Source organism: Flavobacteriales bacterium (assembly GCA_025210295.1).
GTDB lineage: Bacteria > Bacteroidota > Bacteroidia > Flavobacteriales_D > Parvicellaceae > S010-51.
Window position 1 is genome coordinate 293,164 of sequence record JAOASC010000048.1, and the last position, 17,750, is coordinate 310,913.

Sequence of the window (17,750 nt, forward strand, 5' to 3'; positions counted from 1 at the left end):
CTGAAATCTTTTTGTTCTTCTTGAAAAAACATATAACATGCCTGTAAAATTCTTATCCCTCAACCAACCAGACCTGAACATCCCTAAATCTCAAAGATGGATTTATCGAATTCTATTTTTAAGAGTACTATTTATTATTATAACATTTGCAATAACGATTTATGTATTGAATAATGAAATTACTACAGGATTTTTAAATCGAGTTGCAAGCTTTACGTTGTTTAATTACCTCAGATACAATTCCGTAAACCCCTTTGAAAATATCTCGAATGTAGGTAGTTATCTACTTGGTCAGAATATTATCCCCTTTATCATCTTATATTTTGAATTCTACACTTTAAAAGCTAAAAAAGTTGCAGGCTTTTGGATAGTACTAGTGTTTGACTTCCTCACTGTCCTTTCCTACCCTTTCCTACCTGTCATGCCTTTATTGATTCTCATTTTAAAAGTTACTCCAACTGCTAAAACCTTTTTTCAAAATAGGAAAAAGCACTCTAGCGAGCTGCTAGATGACGACTTGTAAAGCACCTATGTATTATCATACAATACCCTCACCCCTCCACAATCGGAGTTTTCAACTCTACCTTAGTTCCTTCTTCTAGATCGGTATATTCTACTGAGAAATTATTCCCGTAGATGTTTTTCATCCATTTAATTCGGTCTTTGGTGATTTGAATTCCGTGGGAAATACCTTGGTGGGTTTTTCCTATTTCTTTGGAATTGGTACGCCCTACTCCATTATCGGTGATAATCCATAAAATGTAATTGTCTTTAGGACAAACCTCTATCTTTAATTCTTTAGGACCATTGGTTTTATGGTATAAGCCATGAATTAACGCATTTTCGACAAAAGGCTGGACTAACATTGGTGGAGTTCGAACAAAATCTTCTACATGGTCTTCGTCGTAAATTAATTGATAAGAAAAATTTTCCCCTTGTTTAATACTGTTCAATTGGATATAAGATTCCAAAAACTCCAGTTCATCAGGCAAACTAATCACATCCTGACGAGAATGGTTTAAAGTTTTTCTTAACAAAGCCGAAAACAACGCAATGTATTCTTTTGCAAAATCAATCTCACCAACAGCAATACTTGCTTCTACAGTGGTTAAAGCATTAAACAAAAAGTGAGGGTTCATTTGTTGCAAAAGGAGTTTTTCCATTCCATTGGCATATTCAAATGAATTTAAAATCTGTTCATTTTTTTGAGCTAGTTCAGCACGTTGATTTTCCAATTGTTGGTTTTTAGCTTTCTTTTTCTTGTTGGACTGTATCAAATAAAAAATAAAACTCCCCGCCAACAATAAAGTTACTATAGACAATACACTAATTAAACGGTTGCTACTTTTTAATTTATCATTGATTTCTTCTACCGCACTTTTTTCTTTTTGAATGGACTCGTTTTCAGATGCTAGCAATGCTACATCTGAAGACACTTTAAGGTAAGAAGCATCTGATTTTAAATCGGCTAACCCCTTATTTTCAAATCCCTCCAAAATAACTTTCCCAAACTCCACTAGTTTTACATTATAATGTAAGGCAGCGATTGAGTCTCCACTTGTTAAACTATTTTGCGCTGCATAAGTATAAAAATCAACTTTGATAGCGATGTCTTGAATTGAATCTTCAAAAGCTAAAAACTCGGCTTTATATTGATTAGCCGTGGTGTAATCTCCCATTAAAAAAGCGACATTATACAAGTTAACTTTACATAAATATTCTAGCTCCTTATTTTTGTTCTTCTTAAATTCAGCTAAGGCTTTTTCAAATAAAGGCTGAGCTTCTTGCACTTTTCCTACATCTAAATAGCACAATCCTTTATTTAAATAAATACTTGGGATATAAAACAATTGTCCACTAATTCTCGTTTCTCGTTCAGCTTCATTCAAATAATACAACGCGGTATCGTATCGTTCCTCATAATATTCCGATAAGCCTATATTGATTAAGGATAAAGATTTAAGGTAATGGTTCTCCGCTGCGATTCGGATACTCGTTTTAAAATAAGTTCGTGCACTTTCATAATCTTTTGTTTCCATAAAGATCAACCCTAGATTATTGTTGATCAGCGCAATACTTTCTTGATCATTAATTGCCGTAGAAACCTTAAAAGCCTCCATCAAATATTCCAATGCTGGCACAAACTTTTGAACGTCATAATACAATACTCCTATTTGATTGTAAACATCTGATTTTAAAATGGAAGAGCTATCTTCCAACTCTTTTGCTGCTGCCAACAAGTAACCAAGTGCTTTATCATAATAGAATGCATTATGATAAACAATTCCAATACTGTACTTGGCTTTAGTAGGACCTTGAACAGAGTCGTGTAACGCTTCCGCAGCAGTGAGTGACTGTTTAAAATAATATTCGGCTGAGTCGATATTCCCTTGCTCTACATATTCTCTACCTTTTGCAAACAAGATTTCTCCTATTTCATAAATAGCACAAGCTCTTAACGAGTTAAAGACCAAGACAGCAAGTAAGACTATTTTTAATCCACCTCTCATCTACTCCATTATTTTTTGTTCTAAAATCGTTAGAAACTCTTCCTTTTTTCTTCTAGAAAGTGGTATTTCATCCTGATTTTTTAACTTCACAAAACCACCATTAGATTTAATAATGGCATCTACATAATTCATATTAATGATGTGTGAGCGATGCACTTTGATAAAATTAGCAGATGGCAATAACAATTCATAATGCTTCATACTTTTAGAACTGATCATCTTGGTTCCATCTGCGAGAAATATCTCACAATAACTGCGATCGGCTTCTATTCTAATGATATCATTGACCAATACGTATTTGATTTCATCTAAGGAACTAATCGCAATCTTTTTATTCTCTTTTCCTTTGAGTTCGTTAAAGAGCAATTGAAACTTTTCATCATAGTTTTCTTTTTGTCCAAACTCTTTTTTTAATTTTTGAAGTGTTTCAATTAACTCTTCATTCCTAAAAGGTTTTAATAGGAAATCGAAAGCACTGTACTTAATGGCTTTAATCGCAAAATGTCCATGAGCTGTTGCGAATACTGTTTTAAAGTTGATTTTTGGTAAAGCATCTAAAATTTGAAAGCTAGAACCCTCAATAATTTCAATATCAAAAAAGACAATATCAGGTTGTTTTTGAAGGATTACTCCTATTCCTTTGCTCACACTATCGGCCTCACCCACCACTTGAAAGCCTAAATCGGCTTCAATAATCTGGTGTATCAAACTTTTTCTAAGCTGTATTTGGTCTTCTATAACAACAACTTTCATCAATACAAATATAAGGAAATAAGCAATGGTAATTTGACCATTAGAAAACTGAAAACAACCTTTCGGAAATTTGGTCTTTCCCTCAGTTAAACTCCTAAAAATAAGCCAATAATATTCCTGTACTTTGAATAACGTTTTTAAACTTAACCTATGCGATATCTTTTTCTCATCACTACATTAAGCTTAGCTTTAACTTCCTTTTCACAAACAGTAATTAAGGGAAAAATTGTTGATGAACAACAAACTCCTATTCCCTTTTCAAATGTATTGATTCTTTCTACTCAAGACTCTTCCTTAATTCAAGGTGAGTTTATTACCGATGGAGTTTTTGAAATTAAAACAACAGTTCGCCAGTTTCTGTTAAAAATTACCAGTGTTGGTTTTGAAGATCAATTGCTTTCCATTACCCAAAGTACAGATTTAAAAACAATTCAACTTCAAGCATTAACGCTCGATGAAATAACCGTAACGGGAAAGAAATTAGCTTTTGAACAACAGGATGGGATCACCACAATCAATGTTGCCAATTCTATTTTTCAAAGTACAGGTTCTGTAAATGAAATTCTATCCAAATCTCCAGGAGTCAGCATTTCAGGAGCCAATATCTCTGTAATTGGTAGAGGTGAAGCTTTGGTCTATATTGATAATAAACTGAGCACTACTGAGGCCTTAAACGCCATCCCTGTATCACAAATTGAATCCATAGAAATCATCAAAAACCCTGATGCTAGTTACGATGCTTCTGGGAAAGCTGTAATTTTAGTTCACCTAAAAGATTTAGGGTTAGAAGGGTTTCAAGGAAAACTCTTAAGCCATTACACCAAAGCTTTTTATCAATTGGGTTACTTCGACTTTAGTTTAAATTGGCATCGAAATAAGTTGAGTGTTAAAACTTCTGGAAACATTAATTTTGGCGCTTCTGGCTCTATTAGAATCGATAGCTTAAATGTTCCTAATATCGCAACTCCATACCAAGCCAATGCAACTCTTAATGAAAAAGTAAGCTTGAATCATGTCAGTAATTTTCTACTGGGAGTAAAATACCAACTCGCTCCCAAACATGAACTTTCTATGGAGTATAATGGAAACCGCAGTTTCTATGAGTTAAATGTTGACACAGACATTAAACAAAACTATGAAAACCAAACCAAGACCATCGACGCGCTGAATAAAGGGACAAGCCTTTGGGCTACGGATATTATTTCGGGAAATTATCAATGGAACATCGATTCTCTTGGAAGTCGTCTGTTTCTTGGAGCAACATATAGTGCCGTTTCTAAAGACTATGCGGATAAAATTTCTGAAACGGCTTATTTAAATCAAGAGCAAACACTTTCGAATTCAAATGCAGAAAATGATAACCTCAGTTTGCTACAAATTGGTCAATTGGATTATTCCAAAGTCTTTGCTAATAACTCCAACTTAAAAATGGGACTTAAACACACGACTTCGGTTTCTTATAATGCTGTTCGTTTAAAAACACTGAGTAACGATTCTCTCGCCAATGACATTGACAACTCTTATCGCTATCAGGAGCAGGTTAATGCGGGGTACCTCAACTGGAAAAGCAATTGGAAGAAAGGCTATTATGAAATTGGAACTCGCGTAGAACATACAACTGCTATTGCGCACAAAGCACAGGAGAATTTTAATTATATTGACACGAATTATATTGGCTTTTTTCCGAATGCCAATTGGACGACTCAATTAAAAAAGTGGACGCTAACAGAAAAGTTTAATGCTAAAATTAGCAGGCCTAATTTTAGTGAGATCACCCCTTATATTTACTATTTAAATGCCTTTACTTCTGTTCATGGAAATCCAGAAATCAGACCCAGCTATATCTACAACTTAGAACATCAGTTTTCGAATAAGAAATGGGGGACAACCATTAACCTAGGAGTAAATCATGAAAAATCTCCGAAAATCTTTATCATTTTCCAAGATGATTCTTCCACTACAGATAATACCATCCGCGTAGAGAACCTTAAACGTTATGATCAACTTTATTTAGAGGTTGGGCAAGGAGTAGATATAAAGGGAATTACTGGATATAATATGCTCAACATTAGTTTTAATCAACTTGAAGATGACAACCTTTATTTTGGGGAAGTAGGAATTACGCCTAAGTTTTATTTCTACTCCTATACTAAGTTTCCTATAAAAAAATGGTTCAACTTTGAATTATTAGGTAGTTATACTAGTCAATATTCTGATGGAAGAAGGAAGTTACTCCCAGCTGGTGAATTAGGTTTTGGAATTTCAAAAGCTTTTGGAAACAATAAATGGTTTGCACAACTCTTCTGCAATGATGTATTTCAGACGAGTAAAGAACGGTTTGAATTGAACTTAAGTGGGAATACCATTAATGGAACTGCTATTGATGACACCCGCTTTATTCGATTTACTATTAGTTACAATTTCGGAAAACTAAAAGCTATTCAATACGATCACAATAATATTAATGAAACAGAATTGAATAGGGCTAATTGATTTTTAAATTAAAATATTAGATATTTGCACTCAAGAAATGAGCAACTTTAGACTACATATTCTTCATCGACCGACACAACTTTGTCGTTCTTATCTATTTATTGGAGCAAAAATGGAGTCTATTCTGATGTCTAAATCACACAAAATCATTTAGAATACAATACTAAAACAAGATAATTCATTAAGCGTCCAAGCAATTGGGCGCTTTTTTTTTGACTTTTTAAAAAAAATTTATGCAGAAATAACGCTAATTAAATAGAAACCTAAAAAACAAAGAAACAATTGAGAGACAGACAGTTGGAATAAATGTGCATTACCTGTGGTTACACGGGCTAGAATCCAACACCCTAAAAACAAAGCTAACAAACTGATTTTCAATTTATTAAATAGCAGTTTGATTTGTGAAATTAAAAAATAGTTCTCATATTTGCACCGTCGAAACAATTAAGAAATGAAAAACCAAATTACATATAATACAAAAGGACAAACACAACTTGATCCACTTAATACACTCCCGTGTATGCCGCATCAACACCGTTGTCTTTTTATCCCCCAATTATTTGTAAAAGAGCAAATACGCAATTAAGTAATCTACTATAATTACTCAACTGACGAAGCATCTCTTTTACAAGGGATGCTTTTTTTTGATCCAAACTTTAATATGACAAGGTGGCTGAATGGTTAAGGCATCGGTCTGCAAAACCTGTTTTTATGAGTTCGACTCTCATTCTTGTCTCCAATAAATGGTGTCTTTAGTTTATGTGGTAATACTAATTGTATTTTAAAATTCGGTGATAGAAATTAGAGTTTTTCTGGCCTATTTGATGAAGAAAACAGTCCAATAGCCATAGTTATTAGATCTTTTTTATGAAGAAAAAGAGGCTAGAAAGAAATGATTTATTAGGCTTATTTTGAAAGACTATTAGTATAGATACTTCCCTGTGGAAGAAGAGAACAGGGTTCGAGCCCCGAAGAGCACCCCATAAGTGTATAGTTTAACGGATAAAACACTGAGCTACGGACTCAGAGCTGTAGGTTCGACTCCTACTACACTTACCATGGTATTATTGTCTTGGTGGAACCAACTGTCTCTTGGTAAAATCGAGATCGTAATACTAAATTCTGGAAATAGAACAACTGGTAGTTTACCCGCATTGGAAGCGGGAGGTTGCAGGTTCGAATCCTGCTTTCCAGACAATTGCCCAATGGTGTAATGGCAGCACGCAAGAGTTTGAGTCTTGAATTATAGGTTCGAGTCCTATTTGGGCAACAAAAGAGGGGATTTTAGTTTTTTTAACTGAAATCCCTTTTTTATTTTCCTCTAAACCCCTTGATATACTTGCGATTAACGAAAAAAACGAATTTATTCTAGTGGTTCGAGATTGGTCTAATTCTCGGTTATAGTAAATTCCCTCTGGAAACAGTAAATTTTGAAAAACCTTTTTTCCATCATAATTTGAACTTTCCCACAATAACAAGGGATTAGAGCATATTTTTAATGCGAAATTGAGCGTTTTTTTAAGGTTCGAGAAATTTATAGAGCTTTTATTCATCTCTCCTTCAATTTCGGCTCTTTCTTGTTCAAATTTGGTAGTAAATTTTTTGTGCATTTCTTTATTTATTTCGCCAAGTGCAAACCTTTCCTCAATTTTTTCAATCTTTTTATTTAGCTCTGTTAAGTTCGATTTCATATTCTTTTTCTCTTGAATATTATTTTCAAAGAAATTGTAAAACTGTTCTTCTATTTGAATTTTTACTATTTCCATTTCCTCTGGTGCGATTTTAAAAAGATTGACTGCTTGTTTAAACATTTCATGCATTGCTTTAGCACTTCTATTTACTTTGCATCCCTTTGTACTACATTTATAATAATACAGTCCTTTTTTCTTTACTAAATATCCTGTTAGAGATTCTTTACATTTATCACACTTTGTAAATACTTTTAAGGGCAATTCTTCATTATCACTTTTAAATGTATAGCTGTGTATTCTTCTTTCTTTACGGACTTGGTTTGCCATTAAGAAAAGTTCTTTGGTAACCATAGCCTCATGATGACCCTCTACAACTTCTCCAGGCATCATTTTATTGGTAATTAATCCGCAGTAAAAAGGATTACGAAATAGTTCGTTTAATCGCTTATCTGGAAAATCTACCCCCATCTTTTTAAGTCTTCTTGATATTTCAATATTAGACATCTGCTTGTATGCTTTCCATTCAAAAGCTTTTCGTAGTTTATTACCCTCCTCATTTACTACAATTTGTCTTTCGCTTGCACGCCCTTTATTTAAGTCACTATATCCTCTAGGCAAACTCCAAACCCAATACCCCTTTCTGAGCATTTCTTTCATTCCTGTAACCACCTTATCCCTTCTAAGCTCATTATCCATTTGCCCAAAAAGAAATAATATTTTTTGTTGGAAAGAACCTGCTGGTGTTGTAGGATCTAATTCTTGTGTAACGGCTAAAGTAACAACTCCATATTTTTTAAGTAATTCATCTGCTATTTGAGCACCATTCATTCCAGACCTTGAAAATCTTTCATAAGAATATACAATAACGTAACTCACGTTTTTTGTTCTCTTTACAAAAGTTAACATTTTATTAAACTCCTTTCGGTCATCTGTTTTTGCTGATTCGTGTGTTCCTCCAAAGTAACCAATCACGTTTAGCCCTTTCTTTTCGGCATAATTCTCACAATATCTTTTTTGAGAAGCTAAACTTGTATTGTCTTCCTGATCAACAGAAGAAACTCTTGTATAAATCACTGCATTAGTCCCTATGCTTAATTGTTCCTTTTTTTGAGGAGCAAACTGTTTAAATAATGATAAATCGCTCATGATATATGGTATTTGATACTAAAAAGGCTTGAACTAGCAATTAATTCAAGCCTTTTAATCTATTTAATTATTTTGTTAACTCGGTATATTGCTGTTATTTACAGCAATATAAGCCTGAAGAATTAGAATGGCGAAAATTTCAGCATTCTTTACTAACAGATCATAGCCTTCTTGAGTTAAATCCTTGTATTTTGGAATTAATCTCATTTGAGCTAAAGTCATTCTTTTCTTTACTCTTTCGGTTGCTTTTTGTATGCTATCTTTAGTTGGCTTTTTCACTGTTGATAATTTTCAAAGGCTTCTTTAGCCATTGCTCTACCGTGTAGAATGCGGTAACTGATTAAGTCCTCATTCGCAACCAAGGCACTTCCTAAATCAATGTCTTTATGAGGATTAATAACAACTGCATCAAAAGCTTTGAGTTCTTTAGCATACTTGTTTTTAAGAATTACATTATCACAAACTTGTTTTGTTTGCTTTACCAATTCATTGATTTTCATAAAATGATTGACATCATTATTAAAAATCTCTGTTAGGGCAATATCATAAACCGAACGAGAAGTAATTGCACCTATGGACTTTTTTCCAAAATCTTCTTGCTTTACAGTTCCACTATTGCAATTAATGACAATGATTTTGTATTCAGCATCTTCTTCATTGATAAGCTTGATAATATCTCCTAAAGGAGAAACGTTTCTTACTCCACCATCAACATTATTTGTACTGCATACAATTCCTGATGGAGTTCTAAAATTAATTTTAGGAACAGGCTTCCATACTACAGGAATAGCTGTTGAGGCTAAAATCCCATTAATAAAATCTTCATTGGTTAAAAAACTATCAGAATGAACACTATGGTATTTACCTGTATCTAACGAAACAAAGCCACAATAGTATTTAGTTCCTTTCATTTCTCTTTGAGAAATATACTTTTCTAACTTTCTTTTTAGTGGCGTATTGTCTGCTACTGATTTTAAGTTGGAGTAATTAACCTTAATTCCTTTCTCCACTTTAGATAAAAGCTTATCCAAGATTTGTTTTCTTTTTTTCTTTGAAAACACTAAGCCAAGCTTCTTTAAGAATCCAAATTGTAAATCAATCTCTGGAATTAATCTTTTGGAAATACTTTTTAAATCAACTTTCAGTTTAATTTCTGATGAAGTTGAACTTGTATCAATAATATCAGAAGTATAAATTTCGGTTACCCCATTCTTTCCAATTTTATTAATCCATAAATCGTTTAACAAATCGAGTTTGTTCATGGCAATTAATGCACCATTGAGTGCTCCTGCACTAACTCCTGCAATTAAATCGAATTTCATTGGAGAAGTTAAGCCTGTTATTTTATTCCAGTTCTCTTGGATATAGTTTAAAGCTCCCACTTGGAATGCTCCGTTAAAACCTCCGCCAGAGAGAACTAATGCTATTTTTTTCTTTTTCATTTTACAAGAATTTTAATGATTAGTAAATAGGCTTATCAACTAAATATGTTGATTTCGCCACCTTGATTGAATCTTCCGAATTGAGTGGCTACACCTTTTTTGGGTACTTCAATCACTACATCTACATCATGCTGAAATTCATTGCCCCCTCTGAAATTTCCCATTTTGGTTGTTTGGAAAATATATACAAATGATGTTTCAGGATAATTGTGTTTTAGCTCTTCTAAATCTTCTGGAGATAACCCCAACTTATTTACACTATCTAAAAACACAAAATCGTATTTAGATAAGTCAGTTGGAAGATAGTCACTCACATAAAGATCAGGGTGAGCTACATTTTTTTCTTTTAGTTTTTTCTGTAACGTATCGTCAATCCCCTCTTCACGAGCTACATATAAAACTGTCCCATGGTTTCTCGCCAAGTACCCTGCAAAATCTACCGCTAAATATGATTTCCCCATTTTGGGTTTCCCAAAAATCATTGCGGTAAATCCACTTGACGGATCACCAATGAGATTGAGCCATTTACCTTGAAAACCAAGCTTGTTAAAACTTAGGTTTACAATATCGGTACTGCTCATTATGGTATTCTTTGGAACTGATTGAACTCCATTAATTTCCTCACACGCACACTCAGAGAGGATACCCTGTAATCCATTCAATTCTTTAGATGATACCAACAACTCTCCATGCTCTACATTTTTCTTTACAAATGATTTGAGCGTAGAAAGTATATTTTCTATTTCATTCCAGTATTTGTCTTTCTTTGTTAGTTTTCCATTATTAACTGCATTAGCAATTCGGTTATATAATCTCTTTGCTTTAATGTTTTCAATCGTTTTTCCTTGAAGATTGATATAGCTTTTGATAAACTTTACAGAATGTAATTCAGCCTGTTTTCCTACCAAGGTTAAATATCTAGCTCTTTTCTGTTCACTAATTTCAACTTGAATACTTCTACCGCCTGCTAGTTTACTATGCAGATTGATTAAAGCATCTTGAATTTCTGCTATTTCTTTTGAAAATGGAGATGTTTTGCGAATACGTTTTTCCATGATAGCTTTTTGTAAAGCATTAATGAATAATCGTATTTGATTTTGTGTTTTAACTTTATCGTGCATCAACACAAAGCGTTTTATCATTTTTAATTCATCACTAATTCGCTCCACCTTATCTGCTTTTCTGTAAGCTAATTCTTTTGAACTAGGGGCTTTCTTAACTACTCTTTTTGTAATTGATTTTGATGTTTTTCTTTTTGATACTTTAGGTTGGGGGCTCCTCGTTTTGGTTTCCTTTTTACGTGTTGAAGAATGATCTGCAATAAAACTATTTAACTTATCAATGTATAAATCAACAACTGTTTTTATATCATCATCTTCTTCATATAATGACCAATCGCTTCCATTAGTAGTAGCTTCATCTACAAACTCCCAACTTTTTTGCAAAGTGTCTGGAAGTGTGTTTTTATCTAATTTATTTATCTCGCTATAATAGTTTCTAATCGTAATCATAATTCAAATTTTTAAGGGTAAATAGCTTCTATGCAAAAGACAACAACTCTAGCTTTAGCTTTAATGCGTTTGCTTTTAGTTTCAATACTTTGGTGTTCATTTTCGGAATAATCTCTTTGGGTGGTGCTTGAATTTTTACTCTTTTTTTGGTTTTGGTAACAACCAAGCCAACTGCATCAATTTGATTTTGTGTTACACTAATGGTAACTCCAGAACTATCTTGAAGAATTGTTAAAAAGGGCTCTATTTTCTCAAATGGAACATGAGTAGTCATTTGCGAACCTACTTTTTCAAACACATTATTTTCAACTAATTTGAGTAAGTTTTCATTCAAATAAATTTCTCCACCTTTTTTTCTTGAAGCAGGAACAGAAACTCTATATCGGTTATCATATAACTTGAAAAATGAAATATTACCTGTTCCAAAAATAGACGAACCATTACTCATGGATTTAATAATCTTGGTAGCTTTAGCAATAGGAACAATTACTTTTCCTTTTGTTTCTGTTTCAGCTGACCAATGTTCGGGCATAAGTATTCCTTTTTTTATTTCATTGTTATCAGTTGTATAACTGACTAATTTTCCTTTAAAACTTGCAAAGGCTTGAAGAATATTACCAGTTACTATGTAGCGAACACTCCTGTCTTTAGTTGTTGATTTTATTTGCTCATCCCACTGTTCAATATTATTATCTATATCATAATCAGTAATGCCAATACTAGCACCTTTTATAGCATTAATATCCTTAATGTAACTAGCAGGAATAGCAATGTACTTTTGACTTGAAGCGATTGCAAACTTTAGTTTTATGGCACTTGGAGCGTAAGGGTTTGTTTTCTTTTTATCAATTCCAAATCCTAGAAAAATAGCTAATTGATTTTGTGATGTTCCATCAAAGCTAGGAACAGGATAAAATAACTTTTTTCCAACTCCAAAATATTTGAATAACCCTCTTATGTAAGACTTCTTATTTTGTGCAGATTTATCTTCATCTGCAACTCGTTTTCTGTATGCTTCATCTAACTCTTGCTTTCTTTTTTCAATAGCTTCTGAAACATTTGGGTCTTCGGCTTGAATGAGTTTTTGTATTTTCTTTTCGTTTGAAACATCTCGTTTCAACCTCATATATCTTGATTCAAGTTCTTGGAAAGTTTCTGCTAATTTATTAGCTACAAAAGTTTCGTATTCTCTTGTTAGCTTTTCCCTTAAACCTTCTGTTGTTTGACCTTCAAGCCCTTGATAAATCAAATTTTTAACTTCATCTGCACTAAAAGGCTTTCTTAAAACATTAGCTTCTACTTTTTCTAAAACACTATCTTCTCCAAAACTTGAATTCCCACCTTTACCAACTTTTATAATACTAGATGAGATTACTTTTGCTTTTAAATCTAATTGTTCAACTTCCAAATCGTATTCGCCAGACTGTTTTAGGTAATCAACTAAAGTGTCATATCGCTCTTTGATGTCTTTATAAAAGTCTTCTTGCATTTTAGTGGATAAAACTGCTACACGACCTGATACTTTATGAGCACCTCCATCTTTAAATTCTGATCCTGTTCCTATCTTTAATGGATTACCTAATAAATCATTGATTTCTTGATTCTCCTCTAAGTATTCAGCAACTACTTTATCTCCATATTTATTTAGAAAGTCTGGAACATCTAAAATACTGTTACTTTGTTTTTGGTTTGAAGAAGTATTTGCATCCAAACTTTTTAATTTCTTTTGAAGCATCATCATTAATCTTTGTTCGGCAGGAATTGCCGAGTTAACATAATCGTAGATTGGTTTTAAGATTTGACCTGTACGATTAATTCTTCCTCTTTTTTGAACTTCTGTATTGATGTCTAACTCTGGCTGTAAAACTATCATTACTCTTTGCTTTACTTCTGCATTAGATACTTTGTCAGTTACAATAGCATGAGCGGAAGCTCCTGTACTTCCAGATTGATTAATCAATAATACATCTATTTCATTATCGTTAAATTCTCTAAAGGCATCATTCGTATTTATCTTTTTACGATTTTCAATAACTCCCATTCCAGATTTAAGGTTGAGTTGTAATTTCAATTTCCTCCCTGTGACCTCTGCAACAGAATAACCTGCCTTTTCAATTTTCTGAACAATAACATCTATTGGCGAAATAGTTATTCCAGTTGAGATTTTTCTGATATTAGATGAGATTCTTTCGTACTCTTCTTGTGCTTCATAGGAAAGTTCAGTTAGATCAAACTTTTTATATTCCTTTTCTCCGTTTGGAAGTGTTTCAGTATATCGCATTACTCCATCCAATCCTTTTTCTAATACGATTGAAAAATCAGCCTTGACTGTATCGCCAACTCCAACAGACAGCCCACTACTATTTTCCATTTGTTCGATAAAACTTCCCATTGTACTAGCAAAAGCTATAATTGGCTTTTTACCTTGTTTTAATCTAGCTATGGCTTTATCGGCAACTGCTTCTGCTTTGATTGAAAAAAGCATTTGATTAATCACATTAAATACTTTTGAAAAATAGGGTTGATTATCAACTCCTCCCTCAGTAGTTCCTTCTCTTAAATTAACTTCCTTGCCCTCGGCTACTGCAATGCTATCCAACTCATCTACTCGCTCATCAATATGATTTGCTTGGAATGCAATTATATCTCTAACAATTGTTGTGATATTATCTGCTATGGCTTTATGTTCTTTTGCTTTATCTTGAAGGGTAATGTAATTTACTTCTATTCCCTCATAGGTTCGCTCTCTTCTAATCATTTGCCCTTCGGCTACTAATTGACTAGCCAAAACTTCTTGCAAAGCAACTCCTCCTTTTGAAATAGCTTCAACCAATTCTTCTTTTGACATATTAGCTTCAGAAATGGCTGTTTTCATAGCATAAATGGGCATGTTATCTGGACGTTTAGCAAAGGTTGCGGAAAGGAATACCGCTCCTGATGTTCTAGCCAATACACTTTGCATAAAAATCCCTGTGTTTGATGAACCACTTGAATTATGGCTTTCATCCATAATAATGATTGAGCCTTTTGCTATCTCTAAAAGAAATTGAGGTTTTAATGGTTTCTTTTGAGCAGAATTAAATTGTGAGTAAGTGGCTACTACAAAATCATGTCCTGAGGGTACTTTTCTATTTTTAAAAGCATTGTCTTGTTCTGGCTTACTTAAAGCCTCATAAATTACATTTCCGTTTTCGTCTTTTATTTGTGTTTTGCTACCTCTAGCATTTATGATAAATGGTTTTAACTGTGCTGATCCAATGGCTGATAAATCTCTGTATATATCGGAAAATAAATTGGCTTTTTCAGTTAAAAATATGGGGGTAATGCCTTGCTGTGTAGCGTAACGAATAATTGAAGCAGCAACTCTTCCTTTTCCTATTCCTGTTTGATCTCCAATTATTACCGCTTGGTTTAAGGCTTCAATATTGTAAATAGCCATTCCAACTGCATCAATTTGTTCGGCTGATAAGGCTTTACATAGTTGAGCTTTTGTTTTGTAACCTAATCTATGACGAACAAAATTATCTATATCTCCACCAACATCTTCTTTTATTCGGCTAATAGCTTGATGCATTTCAAATTCCATTGCATCTGGCACATGAGTATCTAATACAAAACAACTATCTGATGCAGGAACATAAGGTGCTCCTAATTGCTGAGCTAATAACATAGCTTTCATTTTAAGTGCTTTTTTTCTTAGCGATTCTTTGCTTGCCACTTTATGTTGTTTTAAAGTTTTCATGTTCTGCTGAATTCTTGTGAATAGTTCATTATAATCTGTTACTGGATTGGCTAATTGTTGATTTTTAATTAGGGCTACCCCTCTAGGTTTTTCTTTTCTTCCGTCAATGAGTATTAAGGTTGTGTTAAAGGAAGTTCCTTGTCTGGAATAAAGATGCTTACCAGAAATTGGTATAACATCTATTACATGATAATGCTTGTACAAATAATTATAAAAGACACGAAGTGCTCCCTTTTGAATTCTTTTCTTTTCGTCCCACTTCGTATGACCTCCAATGATGATGGCACTTTTACCATTATCTTTCATGGTTTTCAATGCGTTCAAAGCCATTAAATGATCTAGTTTTTTTATTTGAAAACCATCAAAATTTCTTCCTGTATCTAATCTTCCGAATGGTGGGTTTGTAATGACCGCATCAAACTTTTTACGCATTCCTTGAAATTGTATTGAAGCATCTATTTTCATTACTTCTTTATATCCTTGTTTGGTAAGGTTTTCATATCGAACAGGGTCAATTTCATTAACAATTACTTGTTCTGGATTAGCTGTTATGGTTAAAAGTCCATTTCCTGCTGAGGGTTCAAAGAGTGATTTTGAACTATTATTAACTCCACAAAACAATCCCATTAAATATCCTATGGGGGCAGGTGTTGAATATTGTTGAAGCAAAATGCTCATACTTGTCCTAAAAGATAGATTTGTTTGAGCTTCATAGAGGTTTTTAATATTGTTGAATTTTTCAAAGACACTTGATCGACTTTGAGCAATCTCTCTTGCTTCTAATACAATAGCGAGTTCTGTTAACTCCTTAATTTTAGTACGGTCAATTATTCCGAAACGATTTGCTTGTTTTTCGGTTTGTGGACGTGTTAACTTGTTACGTTCTTTAAGATTTTTTCTAATGTATTCAACAAAATCATTTTGGATAATTAATGGTTTAAATTCAGGTAAAGGGTAAGGAGAATTGACTCCCATTAACCCAGAGTCTGCAAGAGAGTTATATTCATCTTTTCCAATTATTAAAGAATCAATAACTTGAATATCAAATTTTGATGAAGCTTCTTTAAGTTTTTTAGTTAGATCTATATCAGATTGGCTAGCTAAAACTCTTCCACTAGGATGATTATGTGCTATAATAACTCCAGTTGCTAATGCTTTTAATGCAATTCCAATTATAATCCTGATATCAGCAACTGTAGAATCTATTCCTCCAACTGAATGCTGGTAATAACCTATTGGGTAGTTGGCTCTGTTTAAAAACATGACATACAAAGATTCCCTAAGCTCTAATTCACCTGTGTCAAATAATGATCTAAAGAATTTCGAAGCATCATAAGAACTAGAAATACTTCTATCAATACTTTTACTATTATCCCTGTTGTATTGAATTTTCAATTCAGGAACATTAATTTTATTTTCAATATGTTGATCTTGATTACTCATTACTATTACATTCTTCAACCATTTTGGTTAATACCTCTACTTGTGATTTTAGTTGTTTGTTTTCTCTTTCTAATTCAATTGATTTTACTTGAATATTGTCTGGTGTAGCATATACTTGTCTTAATACACCTAAGTAAAATCCTATACTTCCAATAAATCCGATTACTGATAAAATGAAAGTCATTTTGCTGTATGTAAATTTCTTTTTAGTCATTGCTTACTAGATAAAATCCTCCCAAAAGAAGACTGATTAATACTGAACTAATTGTAATTTTCTTTAATGTTTTTCTAAACTCCATTCGTTTATCTACAAGGGTGTAAGTGAATTTATTTCCATAGAGTTTTCTGTGAACCTCACACAACTTCATAAAGAAATCGAAGTCTTGAGCATTTTTGAATACTTGACAACCTGCTGAATGTCTGTCTACCGAATAGGTGCTTCCAGTTTTTCTGGCTCTATGAATGTTAATTCCAAACATTCCTGTTTGCTCTTTACCATTGTTAAAGTCAAGGATTGCGTCTCTATCGTAATCTCTGATAACAGTTACTTTAGCCAACCTTTGACATAAAGCGTAATATTTATTCCTATGTTTATCAATGCTGTAAGCATCTAAATACTGTCCTGCTTTTAAAATAGCTGTGCCTTTTGGGTTTAATGGATTTTGCAACCAATAAGTACCAGGATCGGTAGTTATTTTAAAAACTAAATATGCCCACTTTGCAATTTTAGTTTGCGAAATATTAGTAAATACATGCAATTCATCATCAAAGACATTTGGCTTTTCGGTATTGGCTCTAAAGCCCCAAATATTTAAGCGATAAGGTTCAGTATAAATAACATGTCCTTTTTCTTGTGCTATTGTTTTTATTCTCTTTATCATGATATGTAGCTTATTGAGGTTGTTTTTACAAAGAGTCTTTTTCCGTCTAGTGTTTCCACTTCTGTTACTCCATTATTTGCGTCAAGGTATTCTCCTATAATTGTTCCTTTGGGGATCATCATTCCACTTCCGTATTCG

11 protein-coding genes, 4 tRNA genes and 1 pseudogene are annotated in these 17,750 nt (G+C 33.1%); 6 read left to right on the forward strand and 10 right to left on the reverse strand.

Features of this window, described 5'->3' with window-relative positions:
- Positions 1 to 37 precede the first annotated feature (37 nt).
- Positions 38 to 523: a hypothetical protein gene (locus tag N4A35_17560; GenBank protein MCT4583222.1), complete on the forward strand. Its 486-nt coding sequence runs from the start codon at positions 38 to 40 to the stop codon at positions 521 to 523.
- A 28-nt stretch (positions 524 to 551) separates the two neighbouring features.
- Here N4A35_17560 and N4A35_17565 read toward each other — a convergent pair whose 3' ends face one another.
- Complete coding sequence (locus tag N4A35_17565) at positions 552 to 2,510, reverse strand: tetratricopeptide repeat protein (GenBank protein ID MCT4583223.1); 1,959 nt, start codon at positions 2,508 to 2,510, stop codon at positions 552 to 554.
- Positions 2,511 to 3,263 (reverse strand): LytTR family DNA-binding domain-containing protein, encoded by a 753-nt coding sequence (locus N4A35_17570; GenBank protein MCT4583224.1) that lies wholly within the window; start codon positions 3,261 to 3,263, stop codon positions 2,511 to 2,513.
- Between the two features lie 150 nt (positions 3,264 to 3,413).
- Here N4A35_17570 and N4A35_17575 point away from each other — a divergent pair, with 150 nt between their 5' ends.
- The 5 genes from N4A35_17575 to N4A35_17595 all read left to right on the forward strand — a co-directional run bounded on the left by N4A35_17575 (position 3,414) and on the right by N4A35_17595 (position 7,026).
- Complete coding sequence (locus tag N4A35_17575) at positions 3,414 to 5,756, forward strand: outer membrane beta-barrel protein (GenBank protein ID MCT4583225.1); 2,343 nt, start codon at positions 3,414 to 3,416, stop codon at positions 5,754 to 5,756.
- 663 nt (positions 5,757 to 6,419) lie between these two features.
- Positions 6,420 to 6,495, forward strand: a tRNA-Cys gene (locus N4A35_17580).
- 245 nt (positions 6,496 to 6,740) lie between these two features.
- Positions 6,741 to 6,815 (forward strand) — tRNA-Arg (locus N4A35_17585).
- Positions 6,816 to 6,878: 63 nt separating this feature from the next.
- Positions 6,879 to 6,951, forward strand: a tRNA-Pro gene (locus tag N4A35_17590).
- A gap of 4 nt (positions 6,952 to 6,955) precedes the next feature.
- Positions 6,956 to 7,026 (forward strand) — tRNA-Gln (locus N4A35_17595).
- 733 nt (positions 7,027 to 7,759) lie between these two features.
- Here N4A35_17595 and N4A35_17600 read toward each other — a convergent pair.
- The 8 genes and pseudogenes from N4A35_17600 to N4A35_17635 form a co-directional block, all read right to left on the reverse strand.
- Positions 7,760 to 8,593: pseudogene (locus N4A35_17600) on the reverse strand (recombinase family protein).
- A 75-nt stretch (positions 8,594 to 8,668) separates the two neighbouring features.
- The gene (locus N4A35_17605) at positions 8,669 to 8,872 is read right to left on the reverse strand and encodes a hypothetical protein (GenBank protein MCT4583226.1); all 204 of its coding nucleotides are present in this window, start codon (positions 8,870 to 8,872) and stop codon (positions 8,669 to 8,671) included.
- Positions 8,869 to 10,035, reverse strand: coding sequence for a patatin-like phospholipase family protein (locus N4A35_17610; protein MCT4583227.1), 1,167 nt, complete (start codon positions 10,033 to 10,035; stop codon positions 8,869 to 8,871). Before N4A35_17610 ends, N4A35_17605 begins: the two co-directional genes overlap by 4 nt.
- A 35-nt stretch (positions 10,036 to 10,070) precedes the next feature.
- The gene (locus N4A35_17615; GenBank protein ID MCT4583228.1) at positions 10,071 to 11,546 is read right to left on the reverse strand and encodes a DNA repair protein RadA; all 1,476 of its coding nucleotides are present in this window, start codon (positions 11,544 to 11,546) and stop codon (positions 10,071 to 10,073) included.
- A 28-nt stretch (positions 11,547 to 11,574) separates the two neighbouring features.
- Positions 11,575 to 16,749, reverse strand: coding sequence for a strawberry notch C-terminal domain-containing protein (locus N4A35_17620; protein MCT4583229.1), 5,175 nt, complete (start codon positions 16,747 to 16,749; stop codon positions 11,575 to 11,577).
- On the reverse strand, positions 16,724 to 16,915 hold the full coding sequence (locus tag N4A35_17625) for a hypothetical protein (GenBank protein ID MCT4583230.1): 192 nt from the start codon (positions 16,913 to 16,915) through the stop codon (positions 16,724 to 16,726). Before N4A35_17625 ends, N4A35_17620 begins: the two co-directional genes overlap by 26 nt.
- A gap of 22 nt (positions 16,916 to 16,937) precedes the next feature.
- Positions 16,938 to 17,612: a hypothetical protein gene (locus tag N4A35_17630; protein MCT4583231.1), complete on the reverse strand. Its 675-nt coding sequence runs from the start codon at positions 17,610 to 17,612 to the stop codon at positions 16,938 to 16,940.
- Complete coding sequence (locus N4A35_17635) at positions 17,609 to 17,734, reverse strand: hypothetical protein (GenBank protein MCT4583232.1); 126 nt, start codon at positions 17,732 to 17,734, stop codon at positions 17,609 to 17,611. The genes N4A35_17630 and N4A35_17635 overlap by 4 nt, the downstream gene beginning before the upstream one ends.
- Between the last annotated feature and the right edge of the window lie 16 nt (positions 17,735 to 17,750).

Bases quoted from the DNA above. Each gene is read 5' to 3' on its own strand.
- N4A35_17560 (MCT4583222.1), top strand. From the start codon at position 38: ATGCCTGTAAAATTCTTATCCCTCAACCAACCAGACCTGAACATCCCT.
- N4A35_17565 (MCT4583223.1), bottom strand. From the start codon at position 2,510: ATGAGAGGTGGATTAAAAATAGTCTTACTTGCTGTCTTGGTCTTTAAC.
- N4A35_17570 (MCT4583224.1), bottom strand. From the start codon at position 3,263: ATGAAAGTTGTTGTTATAGAAGACCAAATACAGCTTAGAAAAAGTTTG.
- N4A35_17575 (MCT4583225.1), top strand. From the start codon at position 3,414: ATGCGATATCTTTTTCTCATCACTACATTAAGCTTAGCTTTAACTTCC.
- N4A35_17610 (MCT4583227.1), bottom strand. From the start codon at position 10,035: ATGAAAAAGAAAAAAATAGCATTAGTTCTCTCTGGCGGAGGTTTTAAC.
- N4A35_17615 (MCT4583228.1), bottom strand. From the start codon at position 11,546: ATGATTACGATTAGAAACTATTATAGCGAGATAAATAAATTAGATAAA.
- N4A35_17625 (MCT4583230.1), bottom strand. From the start codon at position 16,915: ATGACTTTCATTTTATCAGTAATCGGATTTATTGGAAGTATAGGATTT.
- N4A35_17630 (MCT4583231.1), bottom strand. From the start codon at position 17,612: ATGATAAAGAGAATAAAAACAATAGCACAAGAAAAAGGACATGTTATT.
- N4A35_17635 (MCT4583232.1), bottom strand. From the start codon at position 17,734: ATGATGATCCCCAAAGGAACAATTATAGGAGAATACCTTGACGCAAAT.